This window comes from Bacteroides sp. 1_1_30 (assembly GCF_020982715.1).
GTDB lineage: Bacteria > Bacteroidota > Bacteroidia > Bacteroidales > Bacteroidaceae > Bacteroides > Bacteroides xylanisolvens.
Window position 1 is genome coordinate 1 of sequence record NZ_JAJKHN010000006.1, and the last position, 15,836, is coordinate 15,836.

Annotated in this window: 24 protein-coding genes and 1 pseudogene; 18 read left to right on the forward strand and 7 right to left on the reverse strand. The window is 53.0% G+C overall.

The annotated features are described in order from the left end of the window. The 10 genes and pseudogenes from LPH68_RS02475 to LPH68_RS02520 all read left to right on the forward strand — a co-directional run. Positions 1-348, forward strand: a pseudogene (locus LPH68_RS02475) (hypothetical protein); the annotation flags it as partial. After that, positions 345-581: a hypothetical protein gene (locus LPH68_RS02480; RefSeq protein ID WP_004326987.1), complete on the forward strand. Its 237-nt coding sequence runs from the start codon at positions 345-347 to the stop codon at positions 579-581. The pseudogene LPH68_RS02475 and the gene LPH68_RS02480, both read left to right, overlap by 4 nt. 3 nt (positions 582-584) lie before the next feature. Then, positions 585-1,490: a hypothetical protein gene (locus tag LPH68_RS02485; RefSeq protein ID WP_004326986.1), complete on the forward strand. Its 906-nt coding sequence runs from the start codon at positions 585-587 to the stop codon at positions 1,488-1,490. 19 nt (positions 1,491-1,509) lie between these two features. Next, the gene (locus LPH68_RS02490; protein WP_004327415.1) at positions 1,510-1,815 is read left to right on the forward strand and encodes a hypothetical protein; all 306 of its coding nucleotides are present in this window, start codon (positions 1,510-1,512) and stop codon (positions 1,813-1,815) included. A gap of 20 nt (positions 1,816-1,835) precedes the next feature. Then, complete coding sequence (locus tag LPH68_RS02495) at positions 1,836-2,348, forward strand: hypothetical protein (RefSeq protein ID WP_004327414.1); 513 nt, start codon at positions 1,836-1,838, stop codon at positions 2,346-2,348. Positions 2,349-2,368: 20 nt separating this feature from the next. Next, on the forward strand, positions 2,369-2,578 hold the full coding sequence (locus LPH68_RS02500; RefSeq protein ID WP_008652657.1) for a hypothetical protein: 210 nt from the start codon (positions 2,369-2,371) through the stop codon (positions 2,576-2,578). A 183-nt stretch (positions 2,579-2,761) separates the two neighbouring features. Beyond that, positions 2,762-3,205: a hypothetical protein gene (locus LPH68_RS02505; protein WP_005932407.1), complete on the forward strand. Its 444-nt coding sequence runs from the start codon at positions 2,762-2,764 to the stop codon at positions 3,203-3,205. 21 nt (positions 3,206-3,226) lie between these two features. Continuing rightward, entirely contained in the window at positions 3,227-3,877 is a 651-nt protein-coding gene (locus tag LPH68_RS02510) for a DUF3164 family protein (RefSeq protein ID WP_004327411.1), read from the forward strand. A gap of 2 nt (positions 3,878-3,879) precedes the next feature. Continuing rightward, positions 3,880-4,095: a hypothetical protein gene (locus LPH68_RS02515; RefSeq protein ID WP_008652655.1), complete on the forward strand. Its 216-nt coding sequence runs from the start codon at positions 3,880-3,882 to the stop codon at positions 4,093-4,095. Between the two features lie 107 nt (positions 4,096-4,202). Further along, positions 4,203-4,472, forward strand: a complete 270-nt coding sequence (locus tag LPH68_RS02520) for a hypothetical protein (protein ID WP_008652653.1) — start codon at positions 4,203-4,205, stop codon at positions 4,470-4,472. Positions 4,473-4,481: 9 nt separating this feature from the next. Here the strand turns inward: LPH68_RS02520 and LPH68_RS02525 are convergent, their stop codons facing one another. Both LPH68_RS02525 and LPH68_RS02530 read right to left on the reverse strand, forming a co-directional pair. Beyond that, positions 4,482-4,928: a hypothetical protein gene (locus tag LPH68_RS02525; RefSeq protein ID WP_004327410.1), complete on the reverse strand. Its 447-nt coding sequence runs from the start codon at positions 4,926-4,928 to the stop codon at positions 4,482-4,484. A 4-nt stretch (positions 4,929-4,932) separates the two neighbouring features. Further along, positions 4,933-5,565, reverse strand: a complete 633-nt coding sequence (locus tag LPH68_RS02530) for a hypothetical protein (protein ID WP_004327409.1) — start codon at positions 5,563-5,565, stop codon at positions 4,933-4,935. 86 nt (positions 5,566-5,651) lie between these two features. Here LPH68_RS02530 and LPH68_RS02535 point away from each other — a divergent pair, with 86 nt between their 5' ends. Beyond that, positions 5,652-5,867 carry a hypothetical protein gene (locus LPH68_RS02535; RefSeq protein ID WP_225683884.1) on the forward strand — a complete coding sequence of 72 codons (216 nt, stop codon included), beginning with the start codon at positions 5,652-5,654 and terminating at the stop codon, positions 5,865-5,867. Here LPH68_RS02535 and LPH68_RS02540 read toward each other — a convergent pair. The 5 genes from LPH68_RS02540 to LPH68_RS02560 are packed head-to-tail and all read right to left on the reverse strand — an operon-like array spanning position 5,850 to position 11,133. Next, positions 5,850-7,265: a toxin glutamine deamidase domain-containing protein gene (locus LPH68_RS02540; RefSeq protein ID WP_004327407.1), complete on the reverse strand. Its 1,416-nt coding sequence runs from the start codon at positions 7,263-7,265 to the stop codon at positions 5,850-5,852. The two genes, LPH68_RS02535 and LPH68_RS02540, sit on opposite strands and share 18 nt — an antisense overlap. Before the next feature lie 17 nt (positions 7,266-7,282). Beyond that, positions 7,283-8,671 (reverse strand): DUF935 family protein, encoded by a 1,389-nt coding sequence (locus LPH68_RS02545; RefSeq protein WP_004327406.1) that lies wholly within the window; start codon positions 8,669-8,671, stop codon positions 7,283-7,285. A 1-nt stretch (position 8,672) separates the two neighbouring features. Further along, a complete protein-coding gene (locus tag LPH68_RS02550; protein ID WP_004327405.1) occupies positions 8,673-9,098 on the reverse strand; it encodes a phage protein Gp36 family protein in 426 nt (141 codons plus the stop codon). A gap of 18 nt (positions 9,099-9,116) precedes the next feature. After that, complete coding sequence (locus LPH68_RS02555; protein WP_005932391.1) at positions 9,117-10,685, reverse strand: hypothetical protein; 1,569 nt, start codon at positions 10,683-10,685, stop codon at positions 9,117-9,119. A gap of 1 nt (position 10,686) precedes the next feature. Next, on the reverse strand, positions 10,687-11,133 hold the full coding sequence (locus tag LPH68_RS02560) for a hypothetical protein (protein ID WP_004327418.1): 447 nt from the start codon (positions 11,131-11,133) through the stop codon (positions 10,687-10,689). A gap of 196 nt (positions 11,134-11,329) precedes the next feature. Between LPH68_RS02560 and LPH68_RS02565 the strand changes: the two genes are divergently transcribed. The 7 genes from LPH68_RS02565 to LPH68_RS02595 are packed head-to-tail and all read left to right on the forward strand — an operon-like array spanning position 11,330 to position 15,833. Further along, positions 11,330-12,367 (forward strand): head maturation protease, ClpP-related, encoded by a 1,038-nt coding sequence (locus tag LPH68_RS02565; protein WP_005846345.1) that lies wholly within the window; start codon positions 11,330-11,332, stop codon positions 12,365-12,367. A gap of 11 nt (positions 12,368-12,378) precedes the next feature. After that, a complete protein-coding gene (locus LPH68_RS02570; RefSeq protein ID WP_004327420.1) occupies positions 12,379-13,602 on the forward strand; it encodes a BACON domain-containing protein in 1,224 nt (407 codons plus the stop codon). Further along, a complete protein-coding gene (locus LPH68_RS02575) occupies positions 13,602-14,066 on the forward strand; it encodes an N-acetylmuramoyl-L-alanine amidase (protein ID WP_004327421.1) in 465 nt (154 codons plus the stop codon). The genes LPH68_RS02570 and LPH68_RS02575 overlap by 1 nt, the downstream gene beginning before the upstream one ends. 12 nt (positions 14,067-14,078) lie before the next feature. Next, on the forward strand, positions 14,079-14,465 hold the full coding sequence (locus tag LPH68_RS02580; RefSeq protein ID WP_004327422.1) for a hypothetical protein: 387 nt from the start codon (positions 14,079-14,081) through the stop codon (positions 14,463-14,465). A 27-nt stretch (positions 14,466-14,492) separates the two neighbouring features. After that, complete coding sequence (locus tag LPH68_RS02585) at positions 14,493-14,972, forward strand: hypothetical protein (protein WP_004327423.1); 480 nt, start codon at positions 14,493-14,495, stop codon at positions 14,970-14,972. Continuing rightward, complete coding sequence (locus LPH68_RS02590) at positions 14,938-15,261, forward strand: hypothetical protein (protein ID WP_025066778.1); 324 nt, start codon at positions 14,938-14,940, stop codon at positions 15,259-15,261. The genes LPH68_RS02585 and LPH68_RS02590 overlap by 35 nt, the downstream gene beginning before the upstream one ends. 11 nt (positions 15,262-15,272) lie before the next feature. Continuing rightward, entirely contained in the window at positions 15,273-15,833 is a 561-nt protein-coding gene (locus LPH68_RS02595) for a hypothetical protein (protein ID WP_004327424.1), read from the forward strand. The last annotated feature ends 3 nt before the right edge of the window (positions 15,834-15,836 follow it).

Below are 15,836 nucleotides of genomic sequence, written 5' to 3' on the forward strand. Positions count from 1 at the left end.
GACATCCCCACCTTGAAGATCAGGCTCCGGCGTCATAAGAGTTTCAACATCGTGATCATTGACAGCTTCCAATACACACAGATGACGTATCGTGACTATATCCAGCTGAAGGAGGAGTTTCCGGACAAGCTGTTTGTTTTCATCAGCCATGCCCGTGGCAAGAATCCTAAAGGTGATGCGGCCACGAGCGTGATGTATGATGCCGACCTGAAGATATGGGTAGAGGGCTACGTCGCCTTCAGTAAGGGACGTTATCAGGGGGCCACTGGTGAATACACAATCTGGGAGAAGGGCGCCTATGACTATTGGAATGTGGCGGGACCGAAACAGAAAGGAGGCCAGGCATGAGCAGGATAAAGAAACAGCTGGAGATTTGTCCTCCCGCCTATATGTGTAAGGGGCCTAACCGTGAGAACTTCGTCAGTACCGGCCACAAGTGTGGTTACTGCAAGGGCAACGGCTGGTTCTGGGGAACGGAAGAGGGCAGCCGCGAGGACGTGCATGTATCCTGCCCGGTGTGTGGCGGCAGCGGTGAGCTGGATGCGATTATAACAGTGGACTGGAAACCTTCAAGCAAGTGAGCCATGAGAAAGGAGTATTACAACTACGTTGTGAAGCTGCCCGTTCTGCTTCATGAACTGTTCCGCGGGAAGGTTGCCGACTATCATTTTTCCGACATGACGGTAGTGATGAACCACCTGGTGAAGTCCTACATCCGCATGACGGATGGTGGCAGGGTCTCCACGGCCACCCGGCGCATCCTCCTCTGCATGGATCGTATTCCGGACATGTCGTTCTTCTTCCGCCGTCAGGAGAAGTCGGTGCTGTTCTTCGAGATGGATCCGGCCGTTGCCGGCAGCCTGCAGCGTGCCATCATCGCTGGCGGCTGGGGCAACCGCCAGCGTCTTGTCGTCCGCCTGGTGTGCGCCTTCTGCTGCGGTGCCGGTGTGACATTGAACAACCTTTCGATGGAGCTTGCCTCCGAAGAGGTGTTCCGCCGTCCTGAAGGCTACCTCATACATACCTACGTGAGCAATTACCAGTACGTGTTCCTGAAGGAGACGGCCGCTGCCCAGCGCATGAGCGTGGAGGGTATGCTGACGGCTGCTGCTGAACTGCTGGTGGGAACGGATGACGAAGGTTCCGGATACCATATTCCGGAGAGTCTCGGCCGTATCGCTGACCGCGTGTTCGAGGTGAGGGGCAGCACGCTGAAGGACTTCCGCCGGCAGTGTCTGGTGAGCATCCGCACGAACACTATCGGTCCGGACCGTATCGCCTCCTTCATGGAAAAGCACGGCATCGCCTCCGCCCGTGAGTTCCTGCGCCGCGTGGTCCTCTTCTTTCTGGAGGCACGGTATCTGATTTACCGTAAGGAGGTAGAACTTGATGAGGATGACCTTCCGGAGGAGGAAGAGACGGATTGGGAGGAAACTATGTACAGCCAGTATCAAAAAAGAGATTTCGCGATTTCAACATATAATTATTAACCATTAAAATTTAACAGAAATGATTACAGAAAAACAGAAAGAGGCAGTAAAGGAACTCTGCCAATACGTGGATAACTTTTGTAAGGAAAACGATCTTAGTGCCTTTATGAGCGTTGCGGCCAGTGAGGACCATCCAGACGGGCTTGAGCAGATAGCCGGCTCAATCATTACCGGCAAGACTGAACATATTGTCGGCTCTATTTCCGGGGTTGTCAAAGCGAATAAGAATGTCTATATGCTGCTTTCCGTGGGACTTATGCAGGCCTACACGAGAAAGGCTGACATTAATACTATTCCGTTCGGTGAAAATTTGAATATGAACTGATGAATGCAGCATAAACAGCTATGAGTGAAAATAACAACAAGCAGAAACGTAAACGTGTCTGTCCGCATTGCGGCCGAAAGTTGTGGATGCGTGAGTTCTATCCGTTGAAGAATGGGGGACGGAGTTCCTGGTGTCATGAATGTGTGCTGGTGTACAAGCGTGAACAGTACCGCAAGCACCGGAAGGTTGCTGACGGTACTTTCATGCACCGGACACTGGGACGGCTCGTCGAGCATAAGGGATATTCCACCCGTATCTTTTGGAACGGTAATATGCTTTCCATCATGCGTCGCCACTATCACAATACCCTCAACCGGGAGCTGGCTGAAATGCTCGGTGTTTCCGAACGCAGCGTCACCCGGAAGGCCCGAGAGATGGGACTGGAAAAGGACAAAGGTTTTGTAGCCTCCCTTAGCCGGGAACATTTGTTGCTGGCAAACGCGAGAAGCAAGGAACTGGGATATCCGGGCGGCTTCACCAAGGGGATGAAGTTTCGGGGAAACCAGTACACCGGGAGGATAAGAGTTGAATAACATACAGCACGGTCAATATTATGAGTAAAAAAATGGTAATTGTGGTCACCGCAGTTGGTGTCCGTAAAGTAGTGGAAAAATGGCTCTGTGAGAATATGACTTGCGAGCTGGTTGTGTCACGTAACGCACGCCATGAGTGTTGTGTGGAAGTCATCTATGATAGCGGAAACCCTTCGGTTTTGCGTACTCTTCTACGCTCTGCCGTGGGTGAAATCATAGAGTTGTGCTGATGTGGTATGAATAGTTTGAGTTAATGAAAATCTGAATAGAATGGGCATACTTGAATTTTTCGACCAGTATAAGTGTACAAAAAATGAAAAAGAGCATCTTCTTGATTATTTGTGTACTATCAGAGTAAAGAGAGTGATTAAGGAAATCAATGACCTTAAAATAAACAAAAAAACAGTATAGCCATGCAGATAGACATCAACAGCCGCAAGCAGTTAAATAAACCCGAGAATTATGCGGCGTTTTACAGCCTTTTGAACCGCCTTCCGACATCGGATCGTGACGCACTGAAGGAAAGCATCGTTTCCCAGTACACGGAGGGACGTACCACGAGTCTGCGTGACATGACACTGAAGGAATACAGTGCCGCCGTGTCCGCCATGCAGAAGCTGGTACCGCCCACTTATCAGGAACAGCTCCGGAAGATTCTCCGTCAGAAGCGTTCCGCGGTACTGCACCAGATGCAGCTGCTGGGTATCGATACGGCCGACTGGGACTGGGTGAACGCCTTCTGCCGGGACAGCCGTATCGCCGGCAAGGAGTTCCGTGAACTTGACTGTGAGGCGTTGGACACGTTGCAGGTGAAGCTGCGTGCCATCCGCCGTAAACGTGAGAATAAACAACAATAGCAACCATTTAATTTTTTAGCTATGGATTTGAAAGAACAATTAAAAAGCCTGTCCGCCCAGGACAGGAAGGAGCTTTTGAAACAGCTCCAGCAGGAAGAGAAGGAAAGCAAGCGTAACCGGCGCGATGCCTATGAGGGCCTCCGTGCGCAGTTCATGCTTGAAGTGAAGAACCGGCTGCTCCCGGTTGTGGATGACGTGAAGGCGTTCCGCGACTGGGTGGAGAAAGAGGCCGCCGCCTTCCGTGCGGTGATGCGTGAATACGGCCAGCTGCGTAAGGACGAGCAGGCGAGCTTCACCATCGTGGACGGTGACATGAAGCTGGAGGTGAGGAGCAACAAGGTGAAGAGTTTCGACGAGCGTGCCGACCTTGCCGCCGAACGCCTGGTGGATTACCTGAAGCGCTACGCCATGGGGCGCGAGCTGGGTACCGACGACCCGATGTACCAGCTCGGCATGACCATGATCGAGCGCAACCGCCAGGGCGATCTGGACTACAAGTCCGTGAGTAAGCTGTACGAGCTCGAGGACCGTTTCGACAGCGAGTACACGGAGATCATGGACCTCTTCCGTGAGAGCAACGTGGTGTACAAGACCGCGGTGAACTACTATTTCCACAAACGTGACGAAAACGGTGTCTGGCACCGTATCGAACCCTCATTCTGCCGGTTGTAGTCATGGAGAAGACGAAGAACATCGCGCCGCACGTCATGGCCTGCAAGCGTTGTGAAGGCAAGGGACGTATCTTTTACCTGGACCAGGGAGGAGCTCCTTTATCCGCAAAATGTCCGGTCTGTAATGGCAGCGGGCGGGTGAAGGTACAGAGCAAGGTGATCACCCGCATCGAGCCGTTTGTTCCGGGTGAGGATGACACCGAACTGATGACCATGTGATTTTGTTCACACTCTAAACAGAAAAACGCCGCATTCATACACGATGCGGCGTTTTTTTATTAACATCCCCGGTTAAATGCCTAATTTTGCAGCATATACCTGAACTTATGGCTAAAGGACGAGACAAAAAACTGATAGAACTCCGTGATGAAGCCCTGTGCCGCCGTTACTATTACTGGACGGAGGTGCAGCGCCTGCGTTTTGATGATGCCCTGAAAGTGTTGTCCCGCCAGGAGTTTTTCATTTCCGAGGAGCGGATCATGTCCATTATCCGGTGCAAGTGCCGGGAGCTGAAGGACTTGGAGGTGAAGCCCGTCCCAAAGGTTAAGAAACCCCGCCTGACAGCCGTCCAGCTTTCCCTGTTCACGGGGGAATGAACCTTCCCCTTACTGCATGGCCGACTCGTCATGCAGCGTGAAAGAATAAACCGTCTCGTACACCTTGATGTTTCCCGGCAGCGAATAGTCCCGGCTCTTTACCCTGACCAGCGGGCTGGTCTCTTCCGTGCACTGGAACTCCTGCAAGGCTTTGTACAGCTCTTTGGCCTTCAGCTGCCGTTCCCTTACCTTGTCATAGGTTCCGGAGGTGTAGTGGGTGTCATCGTAGCAGTCAATGGCCAGTCGTATGGTGATGAGTGACTCGCTTTTCTGTACCCCGTAACCGAGGTCATTCCAGTCCGATTCGGCGTTCCCGACAAGCACGCAGGGGAAGGTTACCGGATAGTGGTCCTCCTCCGCCCCGGCTTCAAGCTGTCCGTAGTCCTCGTCGATGTATGACAGTTCAGGCATCTTTTCGGCGATGCGTTCCATGATCGCGATAAAAATTTCTTCCATGTTGTTATAAGTTTAAAATATTTCTGATTTCATTCTCCATTTTACGGTCTATCTTTTCGGACAGTTCCCGGCTTTCCCCGATAAACTGGCGTTGCGGTATTTTTATCCGGAGCTTTTTCTTTTTGGTCAGCGCCAGCCTTTTCCATTTCAGCGCTTCCTGATTTTCCTGCGGTTCATTGTTTGCGGCAGAACCCTTCTTTTTGCCTTTTCTTTTGCCCGTGGCGGCTTTTTTAGCCTTGCCTGAAGCCTGGTAATACTTCGCCCATGCAAAACGCCGCATTTGGGGCGTAACAGTCGGATGAACTTCTCCTCCCCAGTTATTGACCGGCGCATAGACGAGTTCGTTTGCCACCCTCACTCGGTATTCTCCCGGCATGTATTTGACGGAGCTGAAGAGATGGTTCCTTCCGGAGAGCAGCGTCCCGTAGCTCCCTGCCGCATCGGTCCGTCCCGAGGACAGCCTTTTCGCTTTCGGCCACGGGTGTAATCCTCCGTTTACGAAACCTTCCCGGCGGAAGTTGTCCTGGAAATGGTCTTTTGCCATTCGTCCAGCGATAACCGGCATTTTCCGTTTCATTAGCCCATCCAGTTCTTTCCGTTTGGCTTTTATCAGTTTTGAATATTCTTTTATGTCCATGAATGACTGAATTAAAAAATAATTTTATACTTTTGCAGCAAGGCGTTTTTTATGTGCCTTTTTGCGTTATGGAAATACCTAAACAAGTGTCGGAATTAGCAAACAGTAGCGGTTACAACTCCGTTGTCTTATCAGCCAGTTCCCCTGAAGGAAGCATCTATTCCGTGGGCTGTGTTGACGGGGATGGTTTTGAGTTGCCTGTCGGTCTTCCCGCCTTTATTCTGTTCGACGGCCAGTCCTGCCGTCTGGTGGACGGTGAGGAGGGGCTGGCACTTTCTTCCCGTTTATTTGGTGATGAATAGTCCCATGATTTTGGGATTTACCAGTTTGTTGTCTATTCTTATCACTCCCACACGGCCCGCTTTCATGCTCTGTATGTAATTGCTTGCATCATCCTTTCCGGTTTGCGGGTCGAAGAACCTTGTCTTTCCTTCAGTCACCTCTGCGCAGAACACGTGTGCGGAGCCGCCTTTCCAGGCACAATATATCTCGTATATTCCATCCTCTCTGAATTTTTCCCTGAAGTATTCCTTCAGCCGGTTTGCATTCATTACTTGATATCCCTTTCTGACCTGCCATTTATAGGTATAGTCATAATCCGGCTTTGTTCCGTCCCGGTTCAGGAAACGTTCTTCCCATGTGATACCTTGTTTTGCCATTTCATTGTATGCGCTTTGTCTGATGTTGGGTTTTGCCTCGATGTCAAACCCCAACCTTCTGAGCATGTGTGTCACGGTGCAGGTCTGGCAATTCACGCGGTATCCTTCCTCTTTTCCGAATTTCGGGTTCTCCTTTCCCTTGTTCGCCTGTTCGTATGTCATCGGCTTGCCTTTGGTAACGCCGAGTGCCTTTTCTATCTTGAGATTGTTGCGGGCGATGTCGGTTTTTTCCTCCAGCGTCAGGTTGTCCGGCATTTCGGCTATCATTTCGTTGATGCGCCTGGTCAGTGCGTCCACGGCTTTTTTTGCTCCCGGATGCGCTTCAGTAATGTAGGGGTGTTTGTCTGAAAACAGTTTGCCGTCTTTTCCCGGATTGTTTTCCAGACCGTCATGTGCCTTGTTCTGCCCGTTTTCGTCCGGTACCGCTGTCGGCGCTTCATCCGTTGATGAGAGCGTGCACTTGCAGTTCCATCTGTCTCCGGGCCTGTGCTCGTTCCAGAACGGATCATCTATCGGACGTATGGTCCCCCAGAAAATCTGGTGGTCGGCTCCCGGCGTCACACTTGTGGACGGCATCCATTTGAGGTTCGGCAATACATCCTTTTCCCTTTCGAACTGTCTCCAGTCCGCGGCCTGGTGTGCCCGTATGACGGCCGTGTCGTATTCTGTACGCAGCCAATGGATCATCTGGTGGTCGGCTATGGGCATGGCTTCCTTCACCCACTGTTCAAACGGCTTTAAACTTCCGTTTTTGTCCAGCAGCAGCGCTGCCATGTCGTTCTGTGCCCTGTGTACCTTGAAAGCTGCGAACACGGCGTTGTTCATTCGGATTTCACGGTAGAAGTCATAATCCGGATCATCGGTTTTCCGTGTCCCAAACCCCTTGTCGGTGGCTTTGTTCATCGTTTTCCACGTGGCCTCGAACAGGTTCTCCTCGATGTCGGTCATGGGATGGAAATCTTTGCTGTATATGTTCTTCAGGGCTTTCTTCAGTACCTCTTCATCGAACGAGAATAAAGTTTCCACCTGTTTGTCCTCCATTCTGTAGAGGTCGTTTATCACCATTCTAAAGCTGCCCCGTCTCTCCCCGGGGCTTTCCCGAAAAAACGTTTCAGCCAGTTGTATGCGTTTTTAAGGGCATTTTTCTTTTCTTTGGGTGTTCCTTTACCGTGCTTTTCCAGTTCCGGTTCTTCTTCCGGATCCGGTTCATCCTCTTCCGCCTTTTCGGTCTCTCGGGCCTTCGCTGCCTCGATTTCCGCCGCTTTCTCCTCCTGGCGTTTCTTCAGCTCGTCATAGTTTGCCGGTTTCTCGATCCCGAATTCCTCGTAGAGGTAGTCGTCACCTACCGGCAGGTTGAAGTTCGTACGCAGCTGTGTGAGGATGGACATCTTTTTCTCCGGTTCGATAAGCTTCTTTTCCGGATAGCAGAACTCCCCGCCTGTGGTGTCTATTCCGAGCATTGCGAATATGTCGGCCATGTCATAGTTGAGCACGTCGAGGATGTCCTGCCTGTCGGAGAGCGTCACTTTCTCCTCCACGTCCTTGTGTACGGTTCCCAGTGCCTGTGTGCCCTTGTCGGAGGCTTCGGTGGTGAGCGTGTTTCCGAGGAACAGCTTTGAGATTTCGTTGTTGCAGCGCTCGCAGAGCTTGTCGTAGAGGTCCGCGCTCCCTGTCTTGTTCGCGGCTTCCACGAGCTTGAGCACCGTATCCTCCGCGTGCACGAAAACCGACAGGCTTCCGGTGCTGTCCGCGTCGTCCAGCGCCCTCTGCCGTGCCTCGTCGTCATCCGTGGGATACGTGTACTCCCTGATGGGCGCTCCGAACACTTCCGCGAACTGTGCCCAGTCCGCCACGTCGTTACGTTTGTATATCACCCAGATGGCTGCTTTCACCAGCAGTCCGGGATCGTCGGGTGAACCGATGAACAACAGGTCGGGGTACTCGTCCCAGGACGTCCCGGTGGTGTCCGTCTGGTGCCGCAGTATGAGCCTGCGCACGGGATCGACGTGTTTGCGCGGTATCAGGTCGTAGTTCACCCATTCCCCCTTGCGGTAGAACTGCACGAGTGAGAACCCCCAGAATTTGGCGTCCAGGATGTCCCCTATGAACTTCCGGAACCATGGGGACCTGATCTGCTTGTTCACCTTCTCGTCCGGCTTCCCGTTCCTGCGGAATTCTATGGAAGATGCCAGTGCGGCATTCTTCCGTTTCTCTATGACACTTGTCAGGTGCGTGTCCATGAGTATGTCGCTGAACAGGTCGTACAGCCTGAAGCGTCTGGAGTAGTCCACATTCTCGAAAGCCCTTACCGCGAGCATGTAGTCCGCTATGTCTATACCGAACCTTCTGGGCTGTGTCAGTATGATGGTTGCGGGTCCTTTCTGCCCGGGCCTCGGCAGGTTCCCGCTTTGGGTTATCTTTCCGGCCCCTTTCTTTCTTTTGTTCATATTACCAATGGTTTACACGTTTACGGTTGCTTTTGATAAGGAAATTTGATTTTGCCGCCCTCGTCTCTTCGGACAGCAGGGGCAGGCCGTCCACCGATATCTCCTCGGCCGCCACGGCTTTCAGCCATTCGACCGCCCTTTCGTGGCGTTCCTTCCGCAGCGGTGACAGGTTCCTCGGGTTATGTATGCAGAAGATGTGGTACACGGCTATGTCGATGGCCATCATCAGGACAAGCTGGTTGCGTTTGTCACCGGTTGCCGTGAATATTTTGTCACAGTCGTAACGTCTGGAAAGGTAGCAGCGCATCTCGGCGACGGCGCGGTCCTCGCATATCTCCACGACGGCGTCGTCCTCCCTTGTCAGTGCGTCCAGAATCTCGCGGTGTATGCTCGCGTCGTAGTCTGAAAGTTCGATAAATTTGCTCATAATGATAGGTATTGAAGTTTACACTCTGTACTTGTTTTGTGACCGCGTGCTTTTCCTTGTGACAATGACGGGCTTTTCCGACTGTCTGGCCTTGCGGTCTATAATTCTGTTTCCCCCCTCCACGCAGTCGGGTCCGTCTGCCGGATAGGTCAGTTGCAGGTTGAACAGCTTGAACTGTTCCGCCATCCGTTTCATGTGCGGGTTGTCCTTTTCGGCCTCGTTGAGTACCAGGTTCCCCTCCCGGTTGAGCGGTTCCAGGTTCGCCTCGATACGTGTGGCCTTGTCGGTCTTCTTCTCCTCGTCCCCGGTGATGTACAGTGATATTTTCCTTTCCCTGCGTATCCGCCGCACGATGGGCTGGAATACCTGCTGGAAAAAAGGATCCTGTAATTTGTTGTTCTCCATGTAACAGTATACGGTGGTTTTCCCGCCCACGAACTCCAGCAGCTTGATGTACCACTCTACAAATTCCGCGTTCAGCCCCCTGTCCAGGAACGTTTTTATCAGATAAAGCCTTCCCGCGAGTTTCCCGAGCAGGCACACCGTTTTGGTGGAACTTTTTTTCGTCTTGTTCTCTCCCGGTGCGGGGTCCCCGTATATCACCAGGAACTTGAACTTGGAAAGTGCCGGCACTTTCCCGTAGGTGATTTCCGCGAACACGCCGCCGTCCACCACCGGGTTGTTGAAGAACTCTTTCTGTGCCGCCGCCGCGCTGACCAGTGAGAGGAAGAGGTCTATATCCTCCTCGGAGTTCTTTTCGGGCCATACGGACAGCCCGTCCTTTCCCCGGATGTTGATGATATCCACGTGCCCGATTCCTTTCGCCTTCAGTTCGGTTGCCTTTTCGATGGCCCTTTTGATGCAGCAGTCCGGCGCGATGATGTTCCCGTTGAACAGGATGCGGTAGTTTCCCGATACGGACATGGTCGGTATCAGCGCCTCCTCCAGCCATTTCCATTTGGTTTTGATCCGTTCCGGATTCCGGCACTCCTCGTCGGTGTCTATATCGTCCACCAGAATGAAGTCCGGCCGGAAGTTCTTGTTACGCGTACCGCGCGGTGACTGCCCGGCTCCGATGGCGCGGAAGGAGCATCCGGACATGCAGGTGAACTCCCCGGTTTCCCACGCTCCCGGTTTTTTCTGCTGTCCGTAGTCCTGTATGATCCGCTGGTTCTCCTCGAAGTTCGCCATGAACGGCAGCAGTAGCCTTTCCGCATTGTCTGCCGAGTTGGAGATCAGCAGCACGTTGCGTATCTTTTTTGTCAGTGCCAGTTTGGATATCTCCATCATGGAGCGTGCGGATTTCGCCAGCTCGCGTGACCAGGCCCTTACCTCGTACCAGCGGTTGTTCCTCATCAGCCGCCCGGTGGCTTTTTTGTGGAAGGCGGCGGACTCGCAGGTGCAATACATGGCGAAGTAGTATTTGAACCACTCCTCGTCGTTCTTCTCCAGTCTTTCCCGCCTCTGCCTGATTTCCGTTTCCGTGTCCGTGGGGTTGATGTCCGAATGTTCGCGCACGGATGCCACCAGCTCGTTCCAGTTGTCCAGTGCGATCCTGTCCTGGGGTGTGAGTCTTTTCTTTGCCATGTCAGGATAATTTTGATTTGACAAACGCGTCCAGAAGCGGGGTGATCTCCTTCGCCTGCGTGGAATCGTAGGTCCGCACCCATTTGAGCAGGTCGGAGAACACGGAGATGATGTCCGCCAGCCCCACTTCTGTTTCCAGTTTCTTGATGGCGTTCGACAGTTTGGAAATGGTGTCCGCTTCCGCGGCGTTCGGGAACCGTTCCCCTTCCGGCTTTCCCATGATGGCGTTGTTGAGTTCCGCCAGCTGCCGGTACAGGTTCTTCAGCTGCTCCTCCCGTGTGATGGTTATGGAAGCCTTCAGCTGCTCCCAGTTTCCTTTGCCTATCCAGTTGTTCACAGTCACCCGTGAAACCCCCACACGCTCGGCTATTTCCGCCTGCGTGAGCGTTTCGCGGGTGTAGAGCGTTTTCGCCCATGCCTTTTTCTGCTCGTTTGTAAGTTCGGCCATATTACCTCCTTTTTTACGTGCAAAATTGATAAGGAAAAGGAGCGAAAAAAAACGCGCTCCGCATGATGACATTTTAAAGCGTCATGGCAATCCTTTAAAGTCTCCATGATGAAAACGCGGTTTGAAAAAGGCTTTTAATCCCCCTAATTTCGCACCGTAAACTTTGCAGGGAAGGACCTGCCAAAACGATAGTGACATGAGTAGATTTTTCAATATGATACCCGGAACCGATGCCTGTTGCATCCTTCTTTACGGTGACATCGGTGAGTACGATGATAACGTGCGCAGCGGTGATATTGCCCGTGAACTTCTGGAAGCGGAAGCCCTGACCGGGAAGGTGGACGTGCGTATCAACAGCAACGGCGGCGAGGTTTATTCGGGCATCGCCATTTTCAATGCCTTGAAGAACAGCAAGGCCGACATTACCATCTACGTGGACGGCATCGCCGCCAGCATGGCCTCCGTCATCGCCCTTTGCGGCAAGCCCGTGCAGATGAGCCGTTATGCCCGTCTGATGCTTCACAGTGTCCAGGGCGGCTGTTACGGCAACAAGGATGAGATGAAGGACTGCATCCGTGAGATCGAGGCGCTTGAGGATACCCTTTGCGAGATGTATGCCACCCGTATGGGCAAGGACAAGGAGGAAATCCGCGCGATGTATTTTGACGGCAAGGATCACTGGCTGCGTGCCGACGAGGCGCTGGCGCTGGGGCTTATCGACGGTATTTATGACGCTGACCCGGTACCGGAGGACAGTACCCCCGAACAAGTATTTCAAATATTCAATAACCGGCTGCACAAGCCACAAAACGAGAATAGCATGAATTTAGACGAACTCAAGAGACGTCCGCGGTTCAAGAACTGTGCGACGGATGACGATTTCCTGCGTGAAATCGGACTGCTGGAAACGGAGGCTGGCAAAGTCCCGGCCCTTGATGCCGAGGTCACCCGCCTGAAGGGCGAACTGAAGGTGTTCCAGGACAAGGCGGATGCGGATGACGCTGCCGCGCGTAAGAAACTGCTTGATGATGCGGAACAGGACGGCCGTATCGATGCCGCCACCCGCCCCATCTATGAGAACCTTCTGGCAAAAGACCGGGAGAACGGGGAAAAGGCATTGGAGAAGCTTTCCCCCAAACGTAGTGTCATGACCGACCTTCGTGTGAATCCGACGGGTGAAAGCCCCTGGAACAAGCGCATGAGCGAGATTAAGGACAAGTTGAACCATAAATAAAAACATTTGCCATGGCAATAGTAGTAAGAAACACGAATTACAACGGCGAGGTACTGGAGAAAATACTGGTCCTGGCCACCACCGGGAATGACCTTGTAGAAAAAGGTCTGATCATGGTGATCCCCGGTGTGGAGAAAAAAATCAGCCTGCCGCGTATCAAGACGGGCAAGATGCTCCAGAAGCGTAAGGAGAACCCGACTTTGGAAGACTCGAAAGGCAATTTCAATTACTCGGAGAAATCACTGGATCCGGAGGACTTCATGGCGTTCACGACTTTCAATCCCCGTGCCTTCGAGCATGTTTGGCGCAAGTGGCAGCCGAAGGGCAACCTCGTGTTTGCCGAACTTCCCCCCGAAGCGCAGAACACGCTTCTGGATGAACTTAGCAAGAGTGTGAAGTTCGAGCTGGGCTGGCATTACCTGAACGGCGAGTTCGGTTCGGACGACGACCACCTTTTCAACGGTATCCTGACCCAGGCGGCTAAAGATCCGGATGTGATCGTGGTTCCGGCTCCTTCCGATACTTCCATGATCGGCAAGTTGAAGGCTGTCCGCAAGGCTATTCCAAAAGCCCTGCGTGAGAATCCGAACCTGCGTATCCTGATGAGTATTGACGACTTCGACAAGTACGATGACGAGCTGACCGAACGCGAGTACAAGAACACGAGCGAGACGGACATCAACAAGAAGCGTTACAAGGGTATCACCATCGAGACGCTGAATTCCTGGCCTGATGGCCTTATCGTAGCCACGCTCTGCTCGATGAGCGCTGACGGCAACCTTTTTGCCGGTGTGAACCTCCAGGACGATGAGGAGGTGATCCAGATTGACAAGTGGATGAACTCCAGCGAGCTGTACTTCTTCAAGCTGCTTATGAAGGCCGACACGGAAATCGCCTTCGGCGAGGAGTTCGTGGTGCTTGACACCCGTGAGACTCCGGTGTTCAAGGTAGTGGAACGCAGCATTTCTGCCGATCCGGCCGCTCTTTCTTTCAAGGCCGCCGGTGAGAGCAAGGAGGTGAAGGTCACTGCCTCCGGTGATTACAGCGTGGTTTCCATTCCTGCCGGTTTCACGGCAGTCGGTACCGATGGCTCTCTGACGGTCACCGCCGGTGTGAACAGTAGCGGCAAGGCGGTATCCGGCACACTTGTACTGGGCCTGGACGCCGATCCGGAGAAGAAGGTGGAGATAGCACTGTCCCAGGCGGCCGTTGATGAAGAGGAAGGCGGTGAGTGATGGGAAAGCTGAAGTATCTTGTCATCCATTGCACGGCCACTCCTGAAGGGCGTGAGGTAAGCGGTGCGGAGATTCGCGCCTGGCATACGAACCCCGTCTCAAAGGGCGGCCGCGGCTGGAAGCAGGTCGGATATACCGACCTGTTCCATCTGAACGGCGGAGTGGAACGCCTGGTGAACAATAACGAGGACGCGAATGTGGACCCGTGGGAAGTGACCAACGGCGTGGCCGGTTACAATTCCGTGAGCCGCCATATCGTCTATGCCGGCGGGTGTGCAAAGGATGGTAAAACGCCTGCGGACACCCGTACCTCCTGGCAGAAAAAGGCGCTTGAGAAGTACGTGAAGGATTTCCATCGTCGTTTTCCCGATGTGAGAATCGTCGGTCACAATGAACTGGCGGCCAAAGCCTGCCCCAGTTTTGATGTACAGAGATGGCTTAAACAAATAGGTATAACTCAATAAATCAACAACAACATGAAAAGATTTCTTTTATTCTTTGTGCTGATACTCGGATTCGTGTCAGCAACTTTTGCCCAGACCGGTACAGTACCGGAAGTCGATTATAGCGCGATGATCACCACCTTTGCCGGTTTTGTCGGTGGCGTGGTGTTGCTCACGGAAGGGATCAAGGCTCTGTTTCCAAAAATGCAGGGCTTGGCGACACAGATTGTCAGCTGGTGTGTGGGCATTGTGGCCGCCATGCTTTTATGGTGGCTGGATGCGGGCTTTGTCGCTGATGCCACGTGGTATATCGCGTTGTGTTACGGGTTCGGTGCGTCCCTTGTGTCCAATGGTGTTGCCGATACGGGATTTGTCCAGTGGCTCATCGGACTGTTTGCGGGTAAGGATGCCGGTAAATAGGCTTTGACCTGAAAGACCAGTGTGCGTATGGACTTCAGTGCTGTCATGAATCTGGTGCTGGGCGGTGGTCTGGTAGCCACGATAATAGCCATCATCACCCTGAAATCAACGGTCAGGGAAGCGAGGGCGAAAGCGGAGAAGGCTACCGCCGAAGCCGAGACGGTACGGATTGACAATACCGAACATGCCACCCGTATCCTGATCGAGAATATTGTAGAACCCTTAAAAGAGGAACTGAATGAAAACAGGAAAGCTTTGCAGGCGACCCGGCGTGAAATGGCACGCCTCCGGAAAGCCATTGATACTGCCAACAGTTGCAGGCATCATGATGATTGTCCTGTTCTTTACGGGATGCGCGAGTACTCGAAAGAGCAGGACGGAGGTGAACCGGAACAGCAGCCTGTCGTCAAGCGCCGACAACGTGTCAAACGTGAGGCGGGGGTTGTTGATGGCGGGGATTCCGAAATCGGCGGTGAGCCTGACGATCCCTCCGGACAGCCTCCGTAAACTTCCCTCCGGTTCGTCCTACCATTCCAGGAACGGGCAGGCGGGCCTGACGGTGAAGAGCGATGCGGCCGGCAATATCATAGCGGAGGCATCCTGCGACAGCCTCCAGCGGCTGGTACTGTGTTATGAGGAGGAACTGACCCGTATCCGTAATGAGACACATGAGGACTCATTCACAGTTGAAACGGAATTTGAACGTCGCTTTAGTCCCGTTAAAATAGCGCTGGCCGCTTTTATAACCGGATGTGTTGCCGGCATAGTATTAACTTTCAAAATCAAGAAACAATGAATAAGAATTTCATGTACGGCGTCGGTGCCGTGAAATACAAGGACTTTGTGGTGGGTTACATAGAGAAGAATTCGTTTGACATGGGCGGGCAGAAACCCGAATCCGCCAAAATCGAGGCGGAGCAGGTGCCGGGAACCCCGGTGCTTATCATTCCCCAGTCGAATGGCAGCATCGCCCCCACGTTCAACGTTATCCAGCTGAACTACGAAAACCTGCATAGCTTGCTGGGTGGTACCATGCACTACAAGGAAGAGGACTCGGAAAAGAAAACCCCGATTGGTTGGACGGCCCCGACGGCAGCCGTGTTGCTGACCGGTCCGTGGGAAATAGCCCTTGTTTCGGGGCAGAGCATCCTGATTCCCAATGGCACGCTACTTTCCAATCTCGGCGGCAAGCTGACCCTGACAGAAACGGCGAAAATCGAATGCACGCTGGAAGTGGCCATGCCGGAAGACGGCTCCCAGCCCCATGGCGTATTCAATACGGATTCTATCCCGGAAGAGTGGAAACAGTATAAACTGCCTCCTGCTGAATCTGCCGCTGCTGCTTCCACTAACCTGGCCGAGGAGTAGCGT